Source organism: Streptomyces albicerus (genome assembly GCF_008905045.1).
GTDB lineage: Bacteria > Actinomycetota > Actinomycetes > Streptomycetales > Streptomycetaceae > Streptomyces > Streptomyces albicerus.
Genome location: NZ_VWMY01000030.1, coordinates 35,635 through 51,763 on the forward strand (window position 1 = coordinate 35,635; position 16,129 = coordinate 51,763).

12 protein-coding genes are annotated in these 16,129 nt (G+C 69.0%); 8 read left to right on the top strand and 4 right to left on the bottom strand.

The features are described from left to right. The first annotated feature begins 35 nt into the window (after positions 1 to 35). On the top strand, positions 36 to 854 hold the full coding sequence (locus GAS53_RS26755) for a rhomboid family intramembrane serine protease (protein ID WP_151480270.1): 819 nt from the start codon (positions 36 to 38) through the stop codon (positions 852 to 854). Positions 855 to 977: 123 nt separating this feature from the next. Here GAS53_RS26755 and hemE read toward each other — a convergent pair whose 3' ends face one another. Continuing rightward, a complete protein-coding gene (gene hemE / locus GAS53_RS26760) occupies positions 978 to 2,045 on the bottom strand; it encodes a uroporphyrinogen decarboxylase (protein ID WP_151480271.1) in 1,068 nt (355 codons plus the stop codon). A 330-nt stretch (positions 2,046 to 2,375) separates the two neighbouring features. Here hemE and GAS53_RS26765 point away from each other — a divergent pair, with 330 nt between their 5' ends. The 3 genes from GAS53_RS26765 (at position 2,376) to GAS53_RS26775 (ending at position 5,515) form a co-directional block, all read left to right on the top strand. Then, on the top strand, positions 2,376 to 3,002 hold the full coding sequence (locus tag GAS53_RS26765; RefSeq protein ID WP_192583302.1) for a DUF3000 domain-containing protein: 627 nt from the start codon (positions 2,376 to 2,378) through the stop codon (positions 3,000 to 3,002). Positions 3,003 to 3,395: 393 nt separating this feature from the next. Beyond that, entirely contained in the window at positions 3,396 to 4,058 is a 663-nt protein-coding gene (locus tag GAS53_RS26770) for a response regulator transcription factor (protein ID WP_129305965.1), read from the top strand. A 170-nt stretch (positions 4,059 to 4,228) separates the two neighbouring features. Beyond that, positions 4,229 to 5,515, top strand: coding sequence for a ribonuclease D (locus tag GAS53_RS26775; protein WP_151480273.1), 1,287 nt, complete (start codon positions 4,229 to 4,231; stop codon positions 5,513 to 5,515). 115 nt (positions 5,516 to 5,630) lie between these two features. Here GAS53_RS26775 and GAS53_RS26780 read toward each other — a convergent pair whose 3' ends face one another. Genes GAS53_RS26780 through GAS53_RS26790 form a run of 3 tightly spaced genes read right to left on the bottom strand, consistent with a single transcriptional unit; the run spans position 5,631 to position 8,718 of the window. Continuing rightward, a complete protein-coding gene (locus tag GAS53_RS26780) occupies positions 5,631 to 6,461 on the bottom strand; it encodes a carbohydrate ABC transporter permease (protein ID WP_151480274.1) in 831 nt (276 codons plus the stop codon). Further along, on the bottom strand, positions 6,458 to 7,402 hold the full coding sequence (locus GAS53_RS26785) for a carbohydrate ABC transporter permease (RefSeq protein ID WP_151480275.1): 945 nt from the start codon (positions 7,400 to 7,402) through the stop codon (positions 6,458 to 6,460). Before GAS53_RS26785 ends, GAS53_RS26780 begins: the two co-directional genes overlap by 4 nt. Further along, the gene (locus GAS53_RS26790; protein WP_151480276.1) at positions 7,402 to 8,718 is read right to left on the bottom strand and encodes an extracellular solute-binding protein; all 1,317 of its coding nucleotides are present in this window, start codon (positions 8,716 to 8,718) and stop codon (positions 7,402 to 7,404) included. The genes GAS53_RS26785 and GAS53_RS26790 overlap by 1 nt, the downstream gene beginning before the upstream one ends. 159 nt (positions 8,719 to 8,877) lie before the next feature. Between GAS53_RS26790 and GAS53_RS26795 the strand changes: the two genes are divergently transcribed. The 4 genes from GAS53_RS26795 to GAS53_RS26810 all read left to right on the top strand — a co-directional run bounded on the left by GAS53_RS26795 (position 8,878) and on the right by GAS53_RS26810 (position 15,961). After that, entirely contained in the window at positions 8,878 to 11,316 is a 2,439-nt protein-coding gene (locus GAS53_RS26795; protein WP_151480277.1) for a glycoside hydrolase family 2 protein, read from the top strand. Beyond that, on the top strand, positions 11,313 to 12,344 hold the full coding sequence (locus GAS53_RS26800) for a LacI family DNA-binding transcriptional regulator (protein ID WP_151480278.1): 1,032 nt from the start codon (positions 11,313 to 11,315) through the stop codon (positions 12,342 to 12,344). The genes GAS53_RS26795 and GAS53_RS26800 overlap by 4 nt, the downstream gene beginning before the upstream one ends. Before the next feature lie 267 nt (positions 12,345 to 12,611). After that, positions 12,612 to 13,838: a thiolase family protein gene (locus GAS53_RS26805; protein ID WP_151480279.1), complete on the top strand. Its 1,227-nt coding sequence runs from the start codon at positions 12,612 to 12,614 to the stop codon at positions 13,836 to 13,838. Beyond that, the gene (locus GAS53_RS26810) at positions 13,835 to 15,961 is read left to right on the top strand and encodes a 3-hydroxyacyl-CoA dehydrogenase NAD-binding domain-containing protein (protein WP_151480280.1); all 2,127 of its coding nucleotides are present in this window, start codon (positions 13,835 to 13,837) and stop codon (positions 15,959 to 15,961) included. The genes GAS53_RS26805 and GAS53_RS26810 overlap by 4 nt, the downstream gene beginning before the upstream one ends. Positions 15,962 to 16,129: the final 168 nt, after the last annotated feature.

Genomic DNA, 16,129 nt, shown 5'->3' on the forward strand with positions numbered 1-16,129 from the left:
GTTCAGAGCCCCCCGAACCCGGGCAGGATTTCCCCGTGGTCATACCCGTCCATGACGTGAACCCGATACGTCGCACGCCGTATGTGACGTACGTGCTGATCGCGGCCAACTTCCTTGTGTTCCTTCGGACTCCGGGCGTAGCCGGTTCGGTGGCCGGCGAGAGCGGCCTCGCCCAGCTGTGCCATCTCCAGGCGTTCCTGGACCAGTGGGCGGCGGTGCCACGGGAGTTGATCCACCATCAGACGCCGACGATCGTCCCCACCGGCGACGTGGGCGTGGGTCCGCAGGGTCCCGGCTGTCTGGTCGGTCCGCCCGACTACGACAAGTCGCCCCCGCTGTCGGTCTTCACGGCGATGTTCCTGCACGGCAGCTGGCTGCATCTGCTCGGCAACATGCTCTTCCTGCTGATCTTCGGCAACAACATCGAGGACCGCCTCGGCCACCTCCGCTACCTGCTGTTCTACGTGGCCTGCGGCTACGCGGCGGCGTACGGCTTCGCCGTGGTCAACGCCGACTCCGCCGACCCGCTGATCGGCGCGTCCGGCGCGATCGCGGGCGTCCTGGGCGCGTATCTGGTCCTCTACCCGAAGGCCAGAGTCTGGGTCCTGGTCCCGTTCCTGATCTTCCTGCCGCTGCGCCTGCCCGCCTGGCTCGTGCTGGGCTTCTGGTTCGCACTCCAGGCGGTGTACTCGTCCGGCCAAGGCGTCTCCGACGCCGGGACCGTGGCGTATGTGGCCCATGTCGTGGGCTTCGTGGCGGGCATGCTGATCGCCTGGCCGCTGCGCCCCGGCACCCCGCCCCCACCCGAACCACGCGGCATGCTGTGGGGCAGACGAGCCCACCCCCGCCGATGAGCCGGCCGCGCCCCTTCAGCGGCGCCCCGTAAGGGGCGCGGGGCTGTGACATTTGCGGCTCCGCCGCGGGGCGCGCCCAGCCCCCACCGGGCCGCAGACAAATCACCGTGCCCCAGCGGAGCGTCAGCGCGCCGTGCGCGTGTGAACGTACTCGACGAGCCGGGTCAGCGCGTCCGGGTTCGTCGTCGGCAGGACACCGTGGCCGAGGTTGAACACGTGCCCTTCCAGCCCGACCGCCGCGTCGAGAACCTCCTGAGTCTTCTCCTCGACGGCCTCGGTCGAGGAGAAGAGAACCGCAGGGTCGAGGTTCCCCTGCAGCGCCCGGCCAGGGCCAACGCGGCGGGCGGCCTCGTCGAGTGGGACGCGCCAGTCGACACCGACGACGTCCGCGCCGGCCTCGCCCATGAGGCCGAGCAGCTCACCTGTGCCGACACCGAAGTGGATGCGCGGCACCCCGTACTCCTCGACGGCCTTGAACACCTTCGTGGAGGCGGGCATCACGGACCGCCGGTAGTCGGCGGGAGCGAGGGCCCCGACCCAGGAGTCGAAGAGCTGGACGGCACTGGCCCCCGCCTCGATCTGCACCTTCAGGAAGGCCGCCGTGATGTCGGCGAGCCGGTCCAGCAGGTCGGCCCACAGCTGCGGGTCGCCGTACATGAGCGCCTTCGTGTGCTCGTGGTTGCGGGACGGCCCGCCCTCCACGAGGTAGCTCGCGAGGGTGAAGGGCGCGCCGGCGAAACCGATGAGGGGCGTCGAGCCGAGCTCACGCGTCAACAGCCCGATCGCCTCGGTGACGTACGAGACGTCCTCGGGCGTCAGATCGCGGAGCTGAGCGAGGTCGGCGCGGGAGCGAATCGGCTTCTCGACGACCGGCCCCACGCCCGGCTTGATGTCCAGATCGATACCGATGGCCTTCAGGGGAACGACGATGTCGCTGAAGTAGATCGCCGCGTCCACGTGGTGCCGGCGCACCGGCTGGAGCGTGATCTCGGCGACCAGCTCGGGCCGCATGCAGGACTCCAGCATGGGGATGCCCTCGCGCACCTTCAGGTACTCGGGCAGCGAGCGCCCTGCCTGCCGCATGAACCACACGGGCGTGTGCGACACGGCCTCGCGTCGGCACGCCTTGAGGAACGTGGAGTCGTACGTCGCTGTCGGCGGCTGGCCCTTGGGGCGGTCATTGGCACTCACGCCCAAAAGTCTCGCACGCCGCACTGACGACGAAGCTCGGGGCCAGGCAAGTGCCCCGTAAGGGGCGCGGGGCTGTGACATCGTGCGGCTCCGCCGCGTGGGCGCGAGCAACCCAAGACGACCGGGAGCCGCCACAGAACCGAACCGCCCCAGACGAACCACGCACGGCCACACGCACTCACGGTCACCGTCACGAACACGCAGAAACCAAGCCGTTCCTACCGAACCGCCGGAGGCAGGGGGTGTCTCTCCCTGCGCGAAGCCTCCGTTCCCCTTAATCTTCCCCGCATGGCTGCGGCTCAGGGACGACTGTCGGACGGCGCTGGCGGAATGGACGACCCGAAGGAGGGGGAACGGGATGCGATGGAGGCGGCTCCGCTGCCTTTTCGGGCCGCCGTCGACGCGCTGAGGTCCGCGCGGCTGCGGCCGCAGATCGAGATCGACCCGACGAAGGCGCCCCAGCGGCTCGCCCCGTTCGCGTACGCGCTGGAGGCCACGGTCGTCGACGGTGACGAGGACCTGGCGGACGGCCGCCTCATCCTGCTCCACGACCCGGCGGGGCACGACGCCTGGCAGGGCTCGTTCCGCCTGGTGACCCTGGTCCGCGCGGAGCTGGAGCCGGAGATGGCCGCCGACCCGCTGCTCCCCGACGTCTGCTGGTCCTGGCTGACCGGCGCCCTCGCGTCCCGCGGCCTCTCCTACGGCGAACCCAGCGGCACGGTCACCCGGGCCAGCTCCCACTACTTCGGCGGCCTCGCCGAACGCCCCGCCGCCTCCCAGATCGAGATCCGAGCCTCCTGGACCCCCCGAGAGGGCCTGGGCGGCGTCCCCGACACGGCCTCCCACCTGGCCTCCTGGTGCGACCTCCTGGCCCAGATCGCAGGCCTCCCCCCAGCCGCCCCGGGCGACGCCTCCATCGTCACCCTCCCCCAACGCCGAGGCCCCCAGTCCCGCTGAGCCCCGTAACGGAGAGCGCCCCGTAAGGGGCGCGGGATCGGCGTGCGCGCTGGGGACGCCCCGTAAGGGGCGCGGGGAACTGCGCGCCCAGCCACACACCACCCGCACCCGCGGCACGACACCACGCCCCGACGGCGCAAAGGCGTGCCCACAACCACGCCCACCCTTCATCGATACGACCACTTTCAGCCCCGTAACGAAGCGGAGCGAACTCGTTTCGATCTTCGGATGATCGATCACCCGTCCGAATTGCCCGCATTGTTACTCACCAAATCGTGATCATTCTCTAAAGCCGGACGCGTTTGATGCCGAAGACCTCTGTGACCTTGAAAGCACGGTTCGTCCCGGCTTCATCCCCCCAGCCGGTCCCCGTCCCGCACCCCAGGAGGCCTGGTGTCCGTTCTCCTCGAGCAGCCCGCAAGCCTGGTCGCCTACCGCCCGAACAAGCCGACCGCGATGGTGGTCGTGGCCGACCCCCGCGTGCGCTCCACCGTCACCCGCCACCTGTGGGCGCTCGGTGTTCGCGACGTGATCGAGGCCTCGTCCGTCGCGGAGGCTCGTCCCCGCATCGGCAACCCCCGCGACATCTGTGTCGCAGACGTCCATCTCCCCGACGGCTCCGGCCTCACCCTCCTGTCCGAAACCCGCGCCGCGGGCTGGCCGAACGGCCTGGCCCTCTCCGCCGCCGACGACATCGGCGCCGTACGCAACGCCCTGGCGGGCGGCGTCAAGGGCTACGTCGTCACCGGCACCCGTACGAACATCGGGCTCCCCACCCGCCCGGGCGCCGCCCCCATCGGCTCGGCCGCCGCCCGTATGCACCGCCGCCCCCCGGGTGCCCCGAGCCACCCGGGCGGCTACCGCGAGTTGTCCGGCCGGGAGGTCGAGGTGCTCCGACTGGTGGCGGAGGGCCAGTCGAACAAGGCCATCGGCGTCTCTATGGGCCTGTCCGCGCTGACCGTCAAGAGCCACCTCGCCCGCATCGCCCGCAAGCTCGGCACGGGCGACCGCGCCGGCATGGTGGCGGTGGCCCTGCGCACCGGAATCATCCACTGACCGTAGTCGCCGTCCCTGCCCGGACCACAGAACGGAACCATTCACTCCACATGAACCGGAATCGCCTACTGATTCAGGATTCACTGACCTGACTGGTTTACGACCCCCAGACGCCCGTCGACGGAACGTTCCGTCGACGGGCGTAGTCCATACACAGATACCCTTGACAGGTGACCGACGCCCAAGAGACCGCAGCAGACAGTTCACTGCGAACCACCGGAGGCGCTCCTCCGGACGACGTCGAATCGGCGCCGATCCCCTTGCTGGAGCCCCGCGACGGAATTCCGCCCGTGATCGCCGACGAGGCCTCGCTCGCCGAGGTGATCGCCACGTTCGAGGCCGGCAGCGGCCCCGTCGCCGTGGACGCCGAGCGGGCGTCCGGCTATCGATACGGCCAGCGCGCGTATCTGGTGCAGCTGCGCCGCGAGGGCGCCGGCACCGCCCTGATCGACCCCGTCGCCTGCCCCGACCTGTCCGGCCTCGGCGAGGCCCTCTCCGGTGTGGAGTGGGTGCTGCACGCGGCCACGCAGGACCTGCCGTGCCTCCGCGAAATAGGTATGGTCCCCAGCCGCCTGTTCGACACCGAGCTGGCCGGGAGGCTCGCCGGGTTCCCGCGGGTCGGCCTCGGCGCGATGGTCGAAGGCGTCCTGGGCTTCGTACTGGAGAAGGGGCACTCGGCGGTCGACTGGTCGACCCGTCCGCTGCCCGAGCCGTGGCTGCGCTATGCCGCGCTCGACGTGGAGCTCCTCACGGACCTGCGGGACGCGCTGGAGAAGGAGCTCGACCGGCAGGGCAAGCTGGAGTGGGCGCGGCAGGAGTTCGACGCGATCGCCGCGGCGCCTCCGGCGGAGCCCCGCAAGGACCCGTGGCGCCGCACCTCCGGCATGCACAAGGTGCGTCGTCGCCGGCAGATGGCGGTCGTACGGGAGCTGTGGCAGACCCGGGACCGGGTGGCGCAGCGCCGGGACATCTCGCCGGGCAAAGTGCTGGGGGACGCGGCCATTGTGGAGGCCGCGCTCTCTCTTCCGGCCAACGTGCACGCGCTCGCCGCGTTGACCGGGTTCGGGCATCGGATGGGGCGGCGCCAGCTCGAGCAGTGGCAGGCCGCCGTCGATCGCGCGAAGGCGCTGCCGGACGGCGAGCTGCCGCAGCCGGGGCAGCCGGTGACCGGGCCTCCGCCGCCGCGGGCCTGGGCGGAGAAGGATCCGGTGGCCGCGGCTCGGCTGTCCGCCGCGCGGGCCGCCGTCTCCGCGCTTGCGGAGACGTTGAACATGCCGCAGGAGAATCTGATCACTCCGGACACGGTTCGGCGCGTGTGCTGGGAGCCGCCCGCTTCCGCGGACGCCGAGTCCGTGGGGGCGGCGCTCGCCTCCTACGGGGCTCGGCCGTGGCAGGTGGAGCAGGTTACGCCGGTGTTGGTGGCGGCGCTGGCTGCCGAGGCCAAGGCCAAGGATTGAAAGACGCGTAGCCGCCGTACGTGGTTCGGACGTATGGCGGCTGCGGGTCCGTTGTGGCTGGTCGCGCCCACGCGGCGGAGCCGCAAAATGTCACAGCCCCGCGCCCCTTGAGGGGCTACTTCGTCGCGCCCCTCGTAAAACCGTTGTAGATGTAGCGCTGCAGGAACAGGAAGACGAGCAGCGTCGGGAGGATGACAAGGACCGCGCCCGCCGAGATGTTCTCCCAGTGCGCTCCGAACGGACCCTTGAAGCGGAACAGTGACGTCGAGATCACGCCAAGGTCCTCGGACGGCATGTAGAGGAACGGGATGTAGAAGTCGTTGTAGACGGTGATCCCCTTGACGATGACCACCGTCGCGATCGCGGGCTTCAGGAGCGGGAAGATGATCTTCCGGTAGATCGTGAAGGCGTTGGCGCCGTCGAGCCGCGCGGACTCGTCGAGGGAGACCGGGATCGACCGCACGAACTGCAGGAAGATGTAGATCGAGACGATGTCCGTGCCCATGTAGAGCACGATCGGCGCCCAGCGGCTGTCGAACATGCCGAAGCTGTCGACGATCTGGAAGGTCGCCACCTGGGTGGTCACCCCCGGTACGAGCGTGGCGACCAGGAACAGCGCGACGACCAGCTTCCTGAAGCGGAAGGTGAAGCGGTCGATCGCGTACGCCGCCATCGACCCGATGATCACCGTGCCGGTGACGGAGATGAGCAGGATGACCGCGGTGTTCCCGAACGCCGAGAGCATCCGACCGTCCTGGAACGCCGTCACGTAGTTGTCGAAGTTCAGCAGGTTGTCGGGCAGTTGGAGCGCCCCGCTGTCGTTCGCCATCTCCTTCTCGGACTTGAGGGATGTGAGGAGGACAACGAGGAGCGGCAGCAGGACGACCACGCCGGCGACGACCAGCGACAGGTAGGTGAGGGTCCGGGCCAGTCCCCTGCGGGTCATACGAGATCCACCTTGTCGTCCGGGACGAGGCGTCGCTGCACCCAGGTCACCGCCAGGATGATCAGCAGCAGCACCACCGCGGCCGCCGAGGCGAGCCCCGTCTTGTTGAACTGGAAGGCCAGCTTCACCGTCTGGATCACGAAGGTCTCGGTGCCGGTCGCGCCGCCGGTCATGATGAACGGCACCTCGAAGGCGGCGAGCGAGCCGGAGACGGAGAGGATGACGGTCAGGCTGAGTACGGGCCTGATGCCGGGCGCGATGATGTGCCGGAACTGTTGCCAGCGGTTCGCCCCGTCCAGCTCGGCGGCCTCGTACAACTCCCCCGGGATGGACTGGATCGCGCCGAGGAACAGGACGAAGTTCAGGCCCATGTAGCGCCAGACGGAGACACCGGCCAGCGAGACGTTCGCGGAGACCGGGGTGCCGAGCCAGGCGCGGTCGGAGTCGACGCCGAAGAGGCTCAGCACCGAGTCGAGCGTGCCGCCGTCCTGGAAGAAGTAGAGGAAGACGAAACCGATCGCGACCCCGTTGATCAGATACGGGAAGAAGAGCACGCCCTTGAAGAAGTTCCGGAAGCGCACATTGAAGCTCAGGATCGTCGCGAAGTAGAGCGCGGCGATGATCTGGACCACCGAGGCGGCCAGGTAGTAGCCGCTGACGAAGAAGACCTCGAACAGTTCGGGGCGGGTGAAGAGTTCGACGTAGTTCTCGGCGCCCGTGTAGCTGAGCTCGGGGCTGACGCCGTCCCAGTCGGTGAAGCTGTACGCGACCATGTTGGCGACCGGCGCGTACGTGAACGTGATCAGCAGGACCAGCGGGGCGGCGAGGAAGAGCCAGGGCGTGAGCCCCCGCCAGAGGCGTACCTTGCGCGGGGCCTTCGCCTTTCGGACGGCGGACGCGGCCACGTTCGGCCGCGCCACCTTCTCGGTCGTGTCCGTCATCAGGACCCCGAGGACTTGCGTGCCTCTTCCCAGCGCTCGCCCAGGTCGCCCAGGAAGTCGTCGAGGCTGCCCTTCCTGGCGCCGCGGGCGAGGTCGACGAGGTCCTGGCGGTAGTCCGGCTTGTAGATGCCGACCTCCGACTGGTTGTCGATCTCCTTGACCGCCCCGCCCTTCGCGTCGTCGAGCTCGATGATCTTCACGTCGGCGTCCTCGTACGGCTTCAGCACCTCGGGCAGCGGGGCGCCCTTGACGGGCGAGAGGGTCAGATTGTCGTCCGCGTAGCCGGACTTGTCGGTGAACCAGTCGATCCAGGCGCGGGCCGCGTCCTTGTGGTCGGAGTTGATGTTGACGGCCTGGTTGTAGTCGGGCGACATGGTCGCGCAGAACTTCCCGTCCTGCTGGGCGGGGAAGGGCATGAAGCCGACGTCGTCGGGGTTCGAGCCGGCCTGCTCGGCCGCCGCCCGGAACTGGGTGATCGCCCAGGAGCCGAGCCACATCGTGGCGATGTCGCCCTTGGCCAACTCGGGCTTGGAACCTTCCCAGTTGGTGGTCGTCGGGTCCTTCTCGATGAGCCCGCCGCGCACGATGTCGTACAGCAGGGTGTCGCCGACGCGCAGGTCCTCGCCCTCGGCCCACGGGTCGCCCTCGGCGAGCCTGGTCGTCGCCCGGGTGTCACAGCTGACCGCGCCGTCGACGTACGTCCAGTTGGTCAGCGGCCACATGTCCTTGAAGTTCGTGTAGTACGGGATCGCGTCGGTCTTGGCCTTGATGGCCTTCAGACCGTCGATGAACTGGGCGGGTGTGGTGGGCCATTCGGTGATCCCGGCTTCCTTCCAGACCCGCTTGTTGTAGATGAAGCCGGGGAGCGCGCCCATCGGGCTCTGCCCGTAGACCTTGCCGTCGACCGTGGTGAAGTCGGTGAAGTGGTACTTCTCGCTGCGCTCGGCCTGCGTGCCCAGCGAGGCGAAGAACTTGGGGTAGTCGTTCTTCTTGATCACGGCGGGGATCATCAGCACATCGCCGTAGTTCTCCGTGTTCATACGGATCTTGACCTCGCCCTCGTAGTCCGTGAGGGCGTCGAACTCGACCTTGACCTTCGGATAGGTCTTGTTGAACTCGGCGGCGTACTTCTTCATCGTGCCGTCCTGCACGAGGTCGGTCCGGTGGGTGAGGACCGTGATCGTGCCTGACACCTTGTCCGCGTCGACGGGGGCCTTGGCGTCCGCGCCTTTCGACGTGCCTCCGCTTCCGGTACAGCCCGCGGCCAGCAGCGCGGCGGCGAGGAGTGGTCCGGCGAGTTTCGTGCGGCGGTTCATCTGCACCAGCTCCGTTCGGGGACGGATGAGCACGAGTGGGATGGCTGGTTCCGCACTCTGGCAGTCGGCACTAAACCGGTAAAGTCCTTATTTCGCCAAGGATGCAGAAGTGTGTACCAGTCCTGGTCAGCAGTTGCCTATACCGGTTTAGGAGTGCGCATGCTGGACGTCACACCGATCGACCAGGGGTGGATCCTGCGGCACGACGGGGCCGCGCTCCCCGCCACGGTGCCGGGCTGTGTGCACACGGATCTGCTGGCGGCGGGGATCATCCCGGACCCGTTCCTCGGGCGGAACGAGACCGAGGTGGCGTGGGTGGGGCGGCGCGACTGGACGTACGAGACGACGCTCGCTCCGATTCCGGGCGGGCACGAGCAGACGGACCTCGTCTTCGACGGCCTCGACACCGCCGCGGAGATCCGGCTCGACGGCCGGCTCCTCGGCTCCGTACAGAACATGCACCGCCAGCATCGCTTCGACGTGACGGGCCTCAGCGGCCGGCTCTCGGTGCGCTTCAGGTCCGCCTACGGCGAGGCAGAGGCGGTGCGCGGGCGCCTCGGAGAGCGGCCGAACGCCTATCCCGAGCCCTTCCAGTACCTCCGCAAGATGGCCTGCTCCTTCGGCTGGGACTGGGGGCCGACACTGGTGACGGCCGGCATCTGGAAGCCGGTCCGACTGGAGCACTGGTCGACGGCACGGATCGCCCGGGTACGGCCCGTGGTGACGGTGGAACGGGACCAACAGCACCTGGGCCGTGTCGAGTTGCACGTGGAGGTCGAGCGGACCAGGGTCGAGGCGAGGCTCACCCTCGGCGCCCGGATCGGTGGTGTCCAGGCGAGCGCGGAGGTCGACGGCACGAGCGGAGTCGTCCGCCTCGAAGTGCCGGACGTCGATCTGTGGTGGCCGCGCGGATACGGCCAACAGCCGCTGTACGACGTCGAGTTGTGGCTCAGTCACGAAGGTCTGCTCGACATCTGGAGGCGTCGGATCGGCTTCCGGACCGTCGAGTTGGACCGGCGCGCCGACGAGCACGGCTCCGGCTTCACCTTCGTCGTCAACGGCGAGCGGCTGTTCGCCCGTGGCGTCAACTGGATCCCGGACGACGTCTTCCCCTCCCGGATCACCCGCGAGCGCTACCGCACCCGCCTGACCCAGGCGGCCGAGGCCGGCGTCGATCTCGTACGCGTCTGGGGCGGCGGCATCTACGAGAGCGAGGACTTCTACGACGCCTGCGACGAGCTGGGGTTGATGGTCTGGCAGGACTTCCCCTTCGCCTGCGCCGCGTATCCCGAGGAACAGCCCCTGCGCGGCGAGGTGGAGGCCGAGGCCCGCGAGAACGTCGTACGGCTGATGCCGCATCCCTCGCTCGTGCTGTGGAACGGCAACAACGAGAACCTGTGGGGCTTCAAGGACTGGGGCTGGGAGCGGCGGCTGGCCGGGGACTCATGGGGCGAGGGGTACTACCTGGGCGTACTCCCCCGTGTCGTCGCCGAGTTGGACCCGACAAGGCCGTACACGGCGGGCAGCCCCTGGTCCGGTTCCTGGGACCACCACCCCAACGACCCGGCGCACGGCACCCACCACTCGTGGGAGGTGTGGAACCGGGAGGACTACACGGACTACCGGCTCCAAGTCCCGCGTTTTGTTGCGGAGTTCGGCTGGCAGGCACCGCCCGCGTACGCCACTCTGCGGCGTGCCCTGCCCGATGAGGAACTCGCTTCAGACTCCCCCGGCATGCTGCACCACCAGAAGGCCGACGACGGGAACGGGAAGCTGGCGCGCGGGCTCGCGCGTCACTTCGCCGTAGCCGAACAAGGCTTCTCTGCAAACGACTTCGACCGGTGGCACTACCTCACCCAGGTCAACCAGGCGCGGGCCGTCGCCGCCGGCATCGAGCACTGGCGCTCGCACTGGCCCGTGTGCGCGGGCACGATCGTCTGGCAGCTCAACGACTGCTGGCCTGTGACCTCTTGGGCGGCGATCGACGGAGACGGCCGCGAGAAGCCGCTCTATCACGAGCTCAAACGGCTGTACGCGGACCGGCTGCTGACCCTTCAACTCCGGGAGGGAGGCCTGGTGTTGGCGGCCGTCAATCAGGCGGCCGACGCCTGGAAGAGTCGTGTGACGCTGCGCCGGATGTCCGTCGAGGGTGGTGTGGTGGCCGAGACGAGTGTGGGGTTGACGGCCGGGGCGCGGGCGGTCGCCGACATCCGCGTACCCAAGGAGCTGGAGCCCGTCGGACCCAAGGAGTTCCTGGTGGCGGACACGTGGGGGTCCCCCCGCTCGAGCGAAGTCGAGAGTGAGGGAGGACTGCGGGCCCTGCGCTTCCCGGTGCCGGACCGTGAAGTCCCCTACCCCCGGCCGCGGTTCGACGTCTCGGTCGCTCCGGGCCGGGTGACCGTCACGGCCCACACCCTCGTACGGGATCTGTTGCTGCAGGCCGATCGGCTGGCGCCGGAGGCGTCGGCCGACCGGGGGCTCGTGACGCTGCTCCCCGGAGAACAGGTGACCATCGGTGTGCGCGGCTGGGAGACTCTGGACGATCTGGACCCTGTGAGCGCACGATCCGCCCTGTACTGCGTGGAGCCCGCACGATGACGACACCACCCCGCGTCACGATCAAGGACGTCGCGGCCCGCGCCGGGGTGTCCAAGGGGGCCGTGTCGCTCGCCTTCAACCACAAGCCGGGGCTCTCCGATGCGACCCGGGACCGGATCTTCGAGGCGGCGCGCGAGCTGGGCTGGGCGCCGAACCTCGCCGCCCGGTCGCTGTCCAGCCGGCGCGTGGACGTGGTCGGCCTCGCCATCTGCCGGCCGGCGAAGCTGCTCGGGCTCGAACCGTTCTACATGGAGTTCATCTCGGGCGTGGAGAGCGTGCTGACCGAGCACTCGTGCTCCCTGCTGCTGCGGCTCGTGCGCACGGTGGAGGAGGAGGTCGGACTCCAGGACTCCTGGTGGCGGGGCAAGCAGATCAGCGGGTCGATCCTGGTGGACTTCCGCGCCGACGACCCGCGCGTGGCCGCCGTCGATCGCCTCGGCATGCCCGTCGTGGCCGTCGGGCATCCCTCGCTCACCGGCGGCCTCACCTCCGTGTGGACCGACGACGCCACCGCCGTCACCGAGGCCGTGCGGTATCTCGCGGCGCTCGGGCATCGGCGGGTCGCCCGGGTGGGCGGGGCGGCCGCACTCGGGCACACGGCGATTCGAACGGCCGCGTTCGATGAGGCGGCGCGGGTGCTGGAGCTGGCCGGGGCGTGGCAAGTCGCCACGGATTTCTCGGGGGACGCGGGGGCTCGGGCGACGCGGTCGTTGCTGACCGCCGCGCCCGCGGATCGGCCGACGGCGATCGTGTATGACAACGACATCATGGCTGTGGCGGGGCTGTCGGTGGCTTCAGAGATGGGGCTGTCGGTGCCGGGTGATGTTTCGTTGCTTGCTTGGGACGACTCTCAGTTGTGTCGGCTGACGCATCCGACGTTGTCCGCGATGAGTCATGACGTGCATGGATTTGGGGCGGATGTGGCGCGGACGCTGTTCGGAGTGATCACTGGGGACGGGGCGGGGTCTCATCCGGTGCCCACGCCTGTTCTTACGCCTCGGGGGTCTACGGCGCCGCCAAGGGGGTGAGAGCGGATGTCGTGTGCGGGGTGCGGGCCGTATGTGGCTGGTCGCGCCCACGCGGCGGAGCCGCATATGTCACAGCCCCGCGCCCCTGACGGGGCGCCCACGCCGGGGCACGATTCAGATGCCGGGGCAAGATTCAAAAAAATCGTGTGACCTTCGCCGCTCCCCGCCGTGGGACTGGGCAGCTACGTTACCCACAAGTAGCATGGGTTCTGAGCGCGCGCTCAGCGCATCGCAGCAGTGCCATCCCGCATCTGGAGGAGAGCCATCGTGCCTCGTACCGTCAGGGACGTCGTCTTCGTCGACGGCGTCCGTACCCCGTTCGGCAAGGCGGGCCCGAAGGGCATCTACCACGAGACCCGCGCCGACGACCTCGTCGTGAAGGCGATCCGGGAGCTGCTGCGCCGCAACCCCGGTCTCGACCCGAAGAAGATCGACGAGGTCGCCATCGCCGCGACCACGCAGATCGGCGACCAGGGCCTGACGCTCGGCCGCACGGCCGGAATCCTGGCCGGGCTGCCGCAGTCCGTGCCCGGTTACTCGATCGACCGCATGTGTGCCGGTGCTCTCACCGCCGTCACCACGACCGCGGGCTCCATCGCCTTCGGCGCGTACGACGCCGTCATCGCCGGTGGTGTCGAGCACATGGGCCGCCACCCCATGGGCGAGGGCGTGGACCCGAACCCGCGGTTCGTCAGCGAGAAGCTGGTCGACGAGTCCGCCCTGTTCATGGGCATGACCGCCGAGAACCTGCACGACCGCTACCCGCACATCACCAAGCAGCGCGCCGACGAGTACGCCGTGCGCTCGCAGGAGAAGGCCGCCAAGGCGTACGCCAACGGCAAGATCCAGCAGGACCTGGTGCCGATCTCGGTGCGCAACACCAACTCGGAGGTCGGTGAGACCGGCTGGGGTCTGGTCACCGCCGACGAGCCGATGCGCCCGGGGACCACCCTGGAGAACCTGGCCGGTCTGAAGACGCCGTTCCGTGTGCACGGCCGGGTCACCGCCGGTAACGCGGCCGGTCTGAACGACGGCGCCACGGCTTCGATCATCGCGTCCGAGGACTTCGCCCGCGAGAACAACCTGCCGGTCAAGATGCGCCTGGTCTCGTACGCATTCGCGGGTGTCGAGCCCGAGGTGATGGGCTACGGCCCGATCCCGGCCACCGAGAAGGCCCTCGCCAAGGCGGGCCTGTCGATCGAGGACATCAACCTCTTCGAGATCAACGAGGCGTTCGCCGTCCAGGTCCTGGCCTTCCTCGACCACTACGGCATCGCCGACGACGACGCGCGCGTCAACCAGTACGGCGGCGCGATCGCGTACGGCCACCCGCTGGCCTCCTCCGGCGTCCGCCTCATGACGCAGCTGGCCCGCCAGTTCGAGGAGCAGCCGGAGGTCCGTTACGGCCTCACCACCATGTGCGTCGGCTTCGGCATGGGCGCCACCGTGATCTGGGAGAACCCGCACCACAAGGACGCCGGAGGCGACAAGTGAGCACCACTGAACTCCTCAAGGGCGCGGCCGAGCTGTTCCCCGACGAGGTCGTGACGTCCGCGCACGTACGTCACCTCGACCTGCCGTTCGGCGCCGGGCGCTTCGCGCTCATCACGCTTGACAACGGCTTCGACCACACCAAGCCGACCACGTTCGGCCCGGCCTCGCTGGCGAACCTCAACACCGCCATCGACCAGGTCGAGAAGGAGGCCGCGGCCGGCGAGATCGTCGGTGTCGGCGTCACCGGCAAGCCGTTCATCTTCGCGGTCGGCGCGGACCTCAAGGGCGTGGAGCTCCTGAAGGAGCACAAGGACGCGCTCGCCATCGGCAAGGGCGGCCACGAGGTCTTCAAGCGCCTCGCGGGTCTGGCCGTGCCGACCTTCGCGTACTACAACGGCGCGGCCATGGGCGGCGGTGTCGAGGTCGGTCTGCACTGCGAGTACCGCACGGTGTCGAAGGCCATCGCGGCGTTCTCGCTCCCCGAGGTGTTCCTGGGCCTGGTCCCGGGCTGGGGCGGCTGCACGCTGCTCCCGAACCTCATCGGCGCGGACCGCGCGGTCAGCGTCATCATCGAGAACTCGCTCAACCAGAACAAGCAGCTCAAGGGCCAGCAGGTCTTCGACCTCGGCATCGCCGACGCCGTCTTCGAGGGCGCGGACTTCCTTGAGCAGTCGCTGATCTGGACCGCCGAGGTTCTGAAGGGTGACGTCGAGGTCGAGCGTCCGGTCATCGACCGCGGCGAGGCCTGGGACCAGGCCGTCGCCAAGGGCCGCTTCATCGCGGACGGCAAGGTGCACGGGGCGGCTCCGGCCGCGTACCGCGCGCTCGACATCATCGCCGCGGCCAAGAACGGCGACCTGCAGCAGGGATACGACGCCGAGGACCTGGCCCTCGCCGACCTGATCATGGGTGGCGAACTGCGCGCCGGTATCTACGCGTTCAACCTGGTGCAGAAGCGCGGCAAGCGTCCGGCGGGTGCTCCGGACAAGAACCTGGCGCGTCCGGTCACCAAGGTCGGTGTCGTCGGCGCCGGTCTGATGGCCTCGCAGCTCGCCCTGCTGTTCCTGCGCCGCCTCGAGGTGCCGGTCGTGCTGACCGACATCGACCAGGAGCGCGTCGACAAGGGTGTGGGTTACGTCCACGCCGAGATCGAGAAGCTGCTCGGCAAGGGCCGTATCAACCAGGACAAGGCCAACCGCCTGAAGGCCCTGGTCACGGGTGTCCTCGACAAGGCGGAGGGCTTCTCCGACGCCGACTTCATCATCGAGGCCGTCTTCGAGGAGATCGGTGTCAAGCAGCAGGTGTTCGCGGAGGTCGAGGCGGTCGCTCCGGCGCACGCGATCCTCGCCACCAACACCTCGTCCCTGTCGGTGTCGGAGATGGCGTCGAAGCTCAAGAACCCCGAGCGGGTCGTGGGCTTCCACTTCTTCAACCCGGTCGCGGTTCTGCCGCTGCTCGAGATCGTGCGGGGCGAGGCGACGGACGACGCCTCGCTCGCCACGGCCTTCGCTGTCGCCAAGAAGCTGAAGAAGACGGCGGTTCTGGTGAAGGACGCCCCGGCGTTCGTCGTGAACCGCATCCTCACGCGCTTCATGGGCGAGATCCAGAACGTCATCGACGAGGGCACGCCCGTGGCTGTGGCGGAGAAGGCGGTCGAGCCGCTGGGCCTCCCGATGTCTCCTCTCGTCCTCCTCGAGCTGGTCGGTCCCGCGATCGGTCTGCATGTCTCGGAGACCCTCAACCGGGCCTTCCCGGACCGCTTCACGGTCTCCCCGAACCTCGCGGCCGTCGTCAAGGCGGGCAAGCGCGGCTTCTACGTCTACGACAGCGGGAAGCCGGAGCTGGACCCTGAGGTCGCCGCGCTGCTGAAGCAGGGCGACACCGTCCTGACGGAGGAGCAGGTGCGGGCCCGCGTCCTCGACGCCGTCGCCCAGGAGATCGGGCTCATGCTCGACGAGGGTGTCGTCGCTGAGGCCCAGGACATCGACCTGTGCCTGATCACGGGTGCCGGCTGGCCCTTCCACCTGGGCGGTATCACGCCGTACCTGGACCGTGAGGGTGTCTCCGAGCGTGTGAACGGCAAGCGGTTCCTGGAGCAGGGCGTGGCTTCCGTCCCTGCGTGAGCGTTCCACTGGGTTGCGCCTGGTGCCCCGCACGCCGACTTGGTGTGCGGGGCACCCTGCGTTCGTGCCGGGGCAGTCGTTTTTCGCCCCCGCCGCCCCTACCCGTCCCATCCCTGGGAGCTGCGCCCCCAGACCCCGCTTTATCGGCCTGAACGGCCTCGGGGGGCA

What these genes read in the sequence shown, in the direction of transcription:
- GAS53_RS26765 (WP_192583302.1), top strand. Translation starts at nt 2,376, where the DNA reads ATGGACGACCCGAAGGAGGGGGAACGGGATGCGATGGAGGCGGCTCCG.
- GAS53_RS26780 (WP_151480274.1), bottom strand. Translation starts at nt 6,461, where the DNA reads ATGACCCGCAGGGGACTGGCCCGGACCCTCACCTACCTGTCGCTGGTC.
- GAS53_RS26785 (WP_151480275.1), bottom strand. Translation starts at nt 7,402, where the DNA reads ATGACGGACACGACCGAGAAGGTGGCGCGGCCGAACGTGGCCGCGTCC.
- GAS53_RS26790 (WP_151480276.1), bottom strand. Translation starts at nt 8,718, where the DNA reads ATGAACCGCCGCACGAAACTCGCCGGACCACTCCTCGCCGCCGCGCTG.
- GAS53_RS26795 (WP_151480277.1), top strand. Translation starts at nt 8,878, where the DNA reads ATGCTGGACGTCACACCGATCGACCAGGGGTGGATCCTGCGGCACGAC.
- GAS53_RS26800 (WP_151480278.1), top strand. Translation starts at nt 11,313, where the DNA reads ATGACGACACCACCCCGCGTCACGATCAAGGACGTCGCGGCCCGCGCC.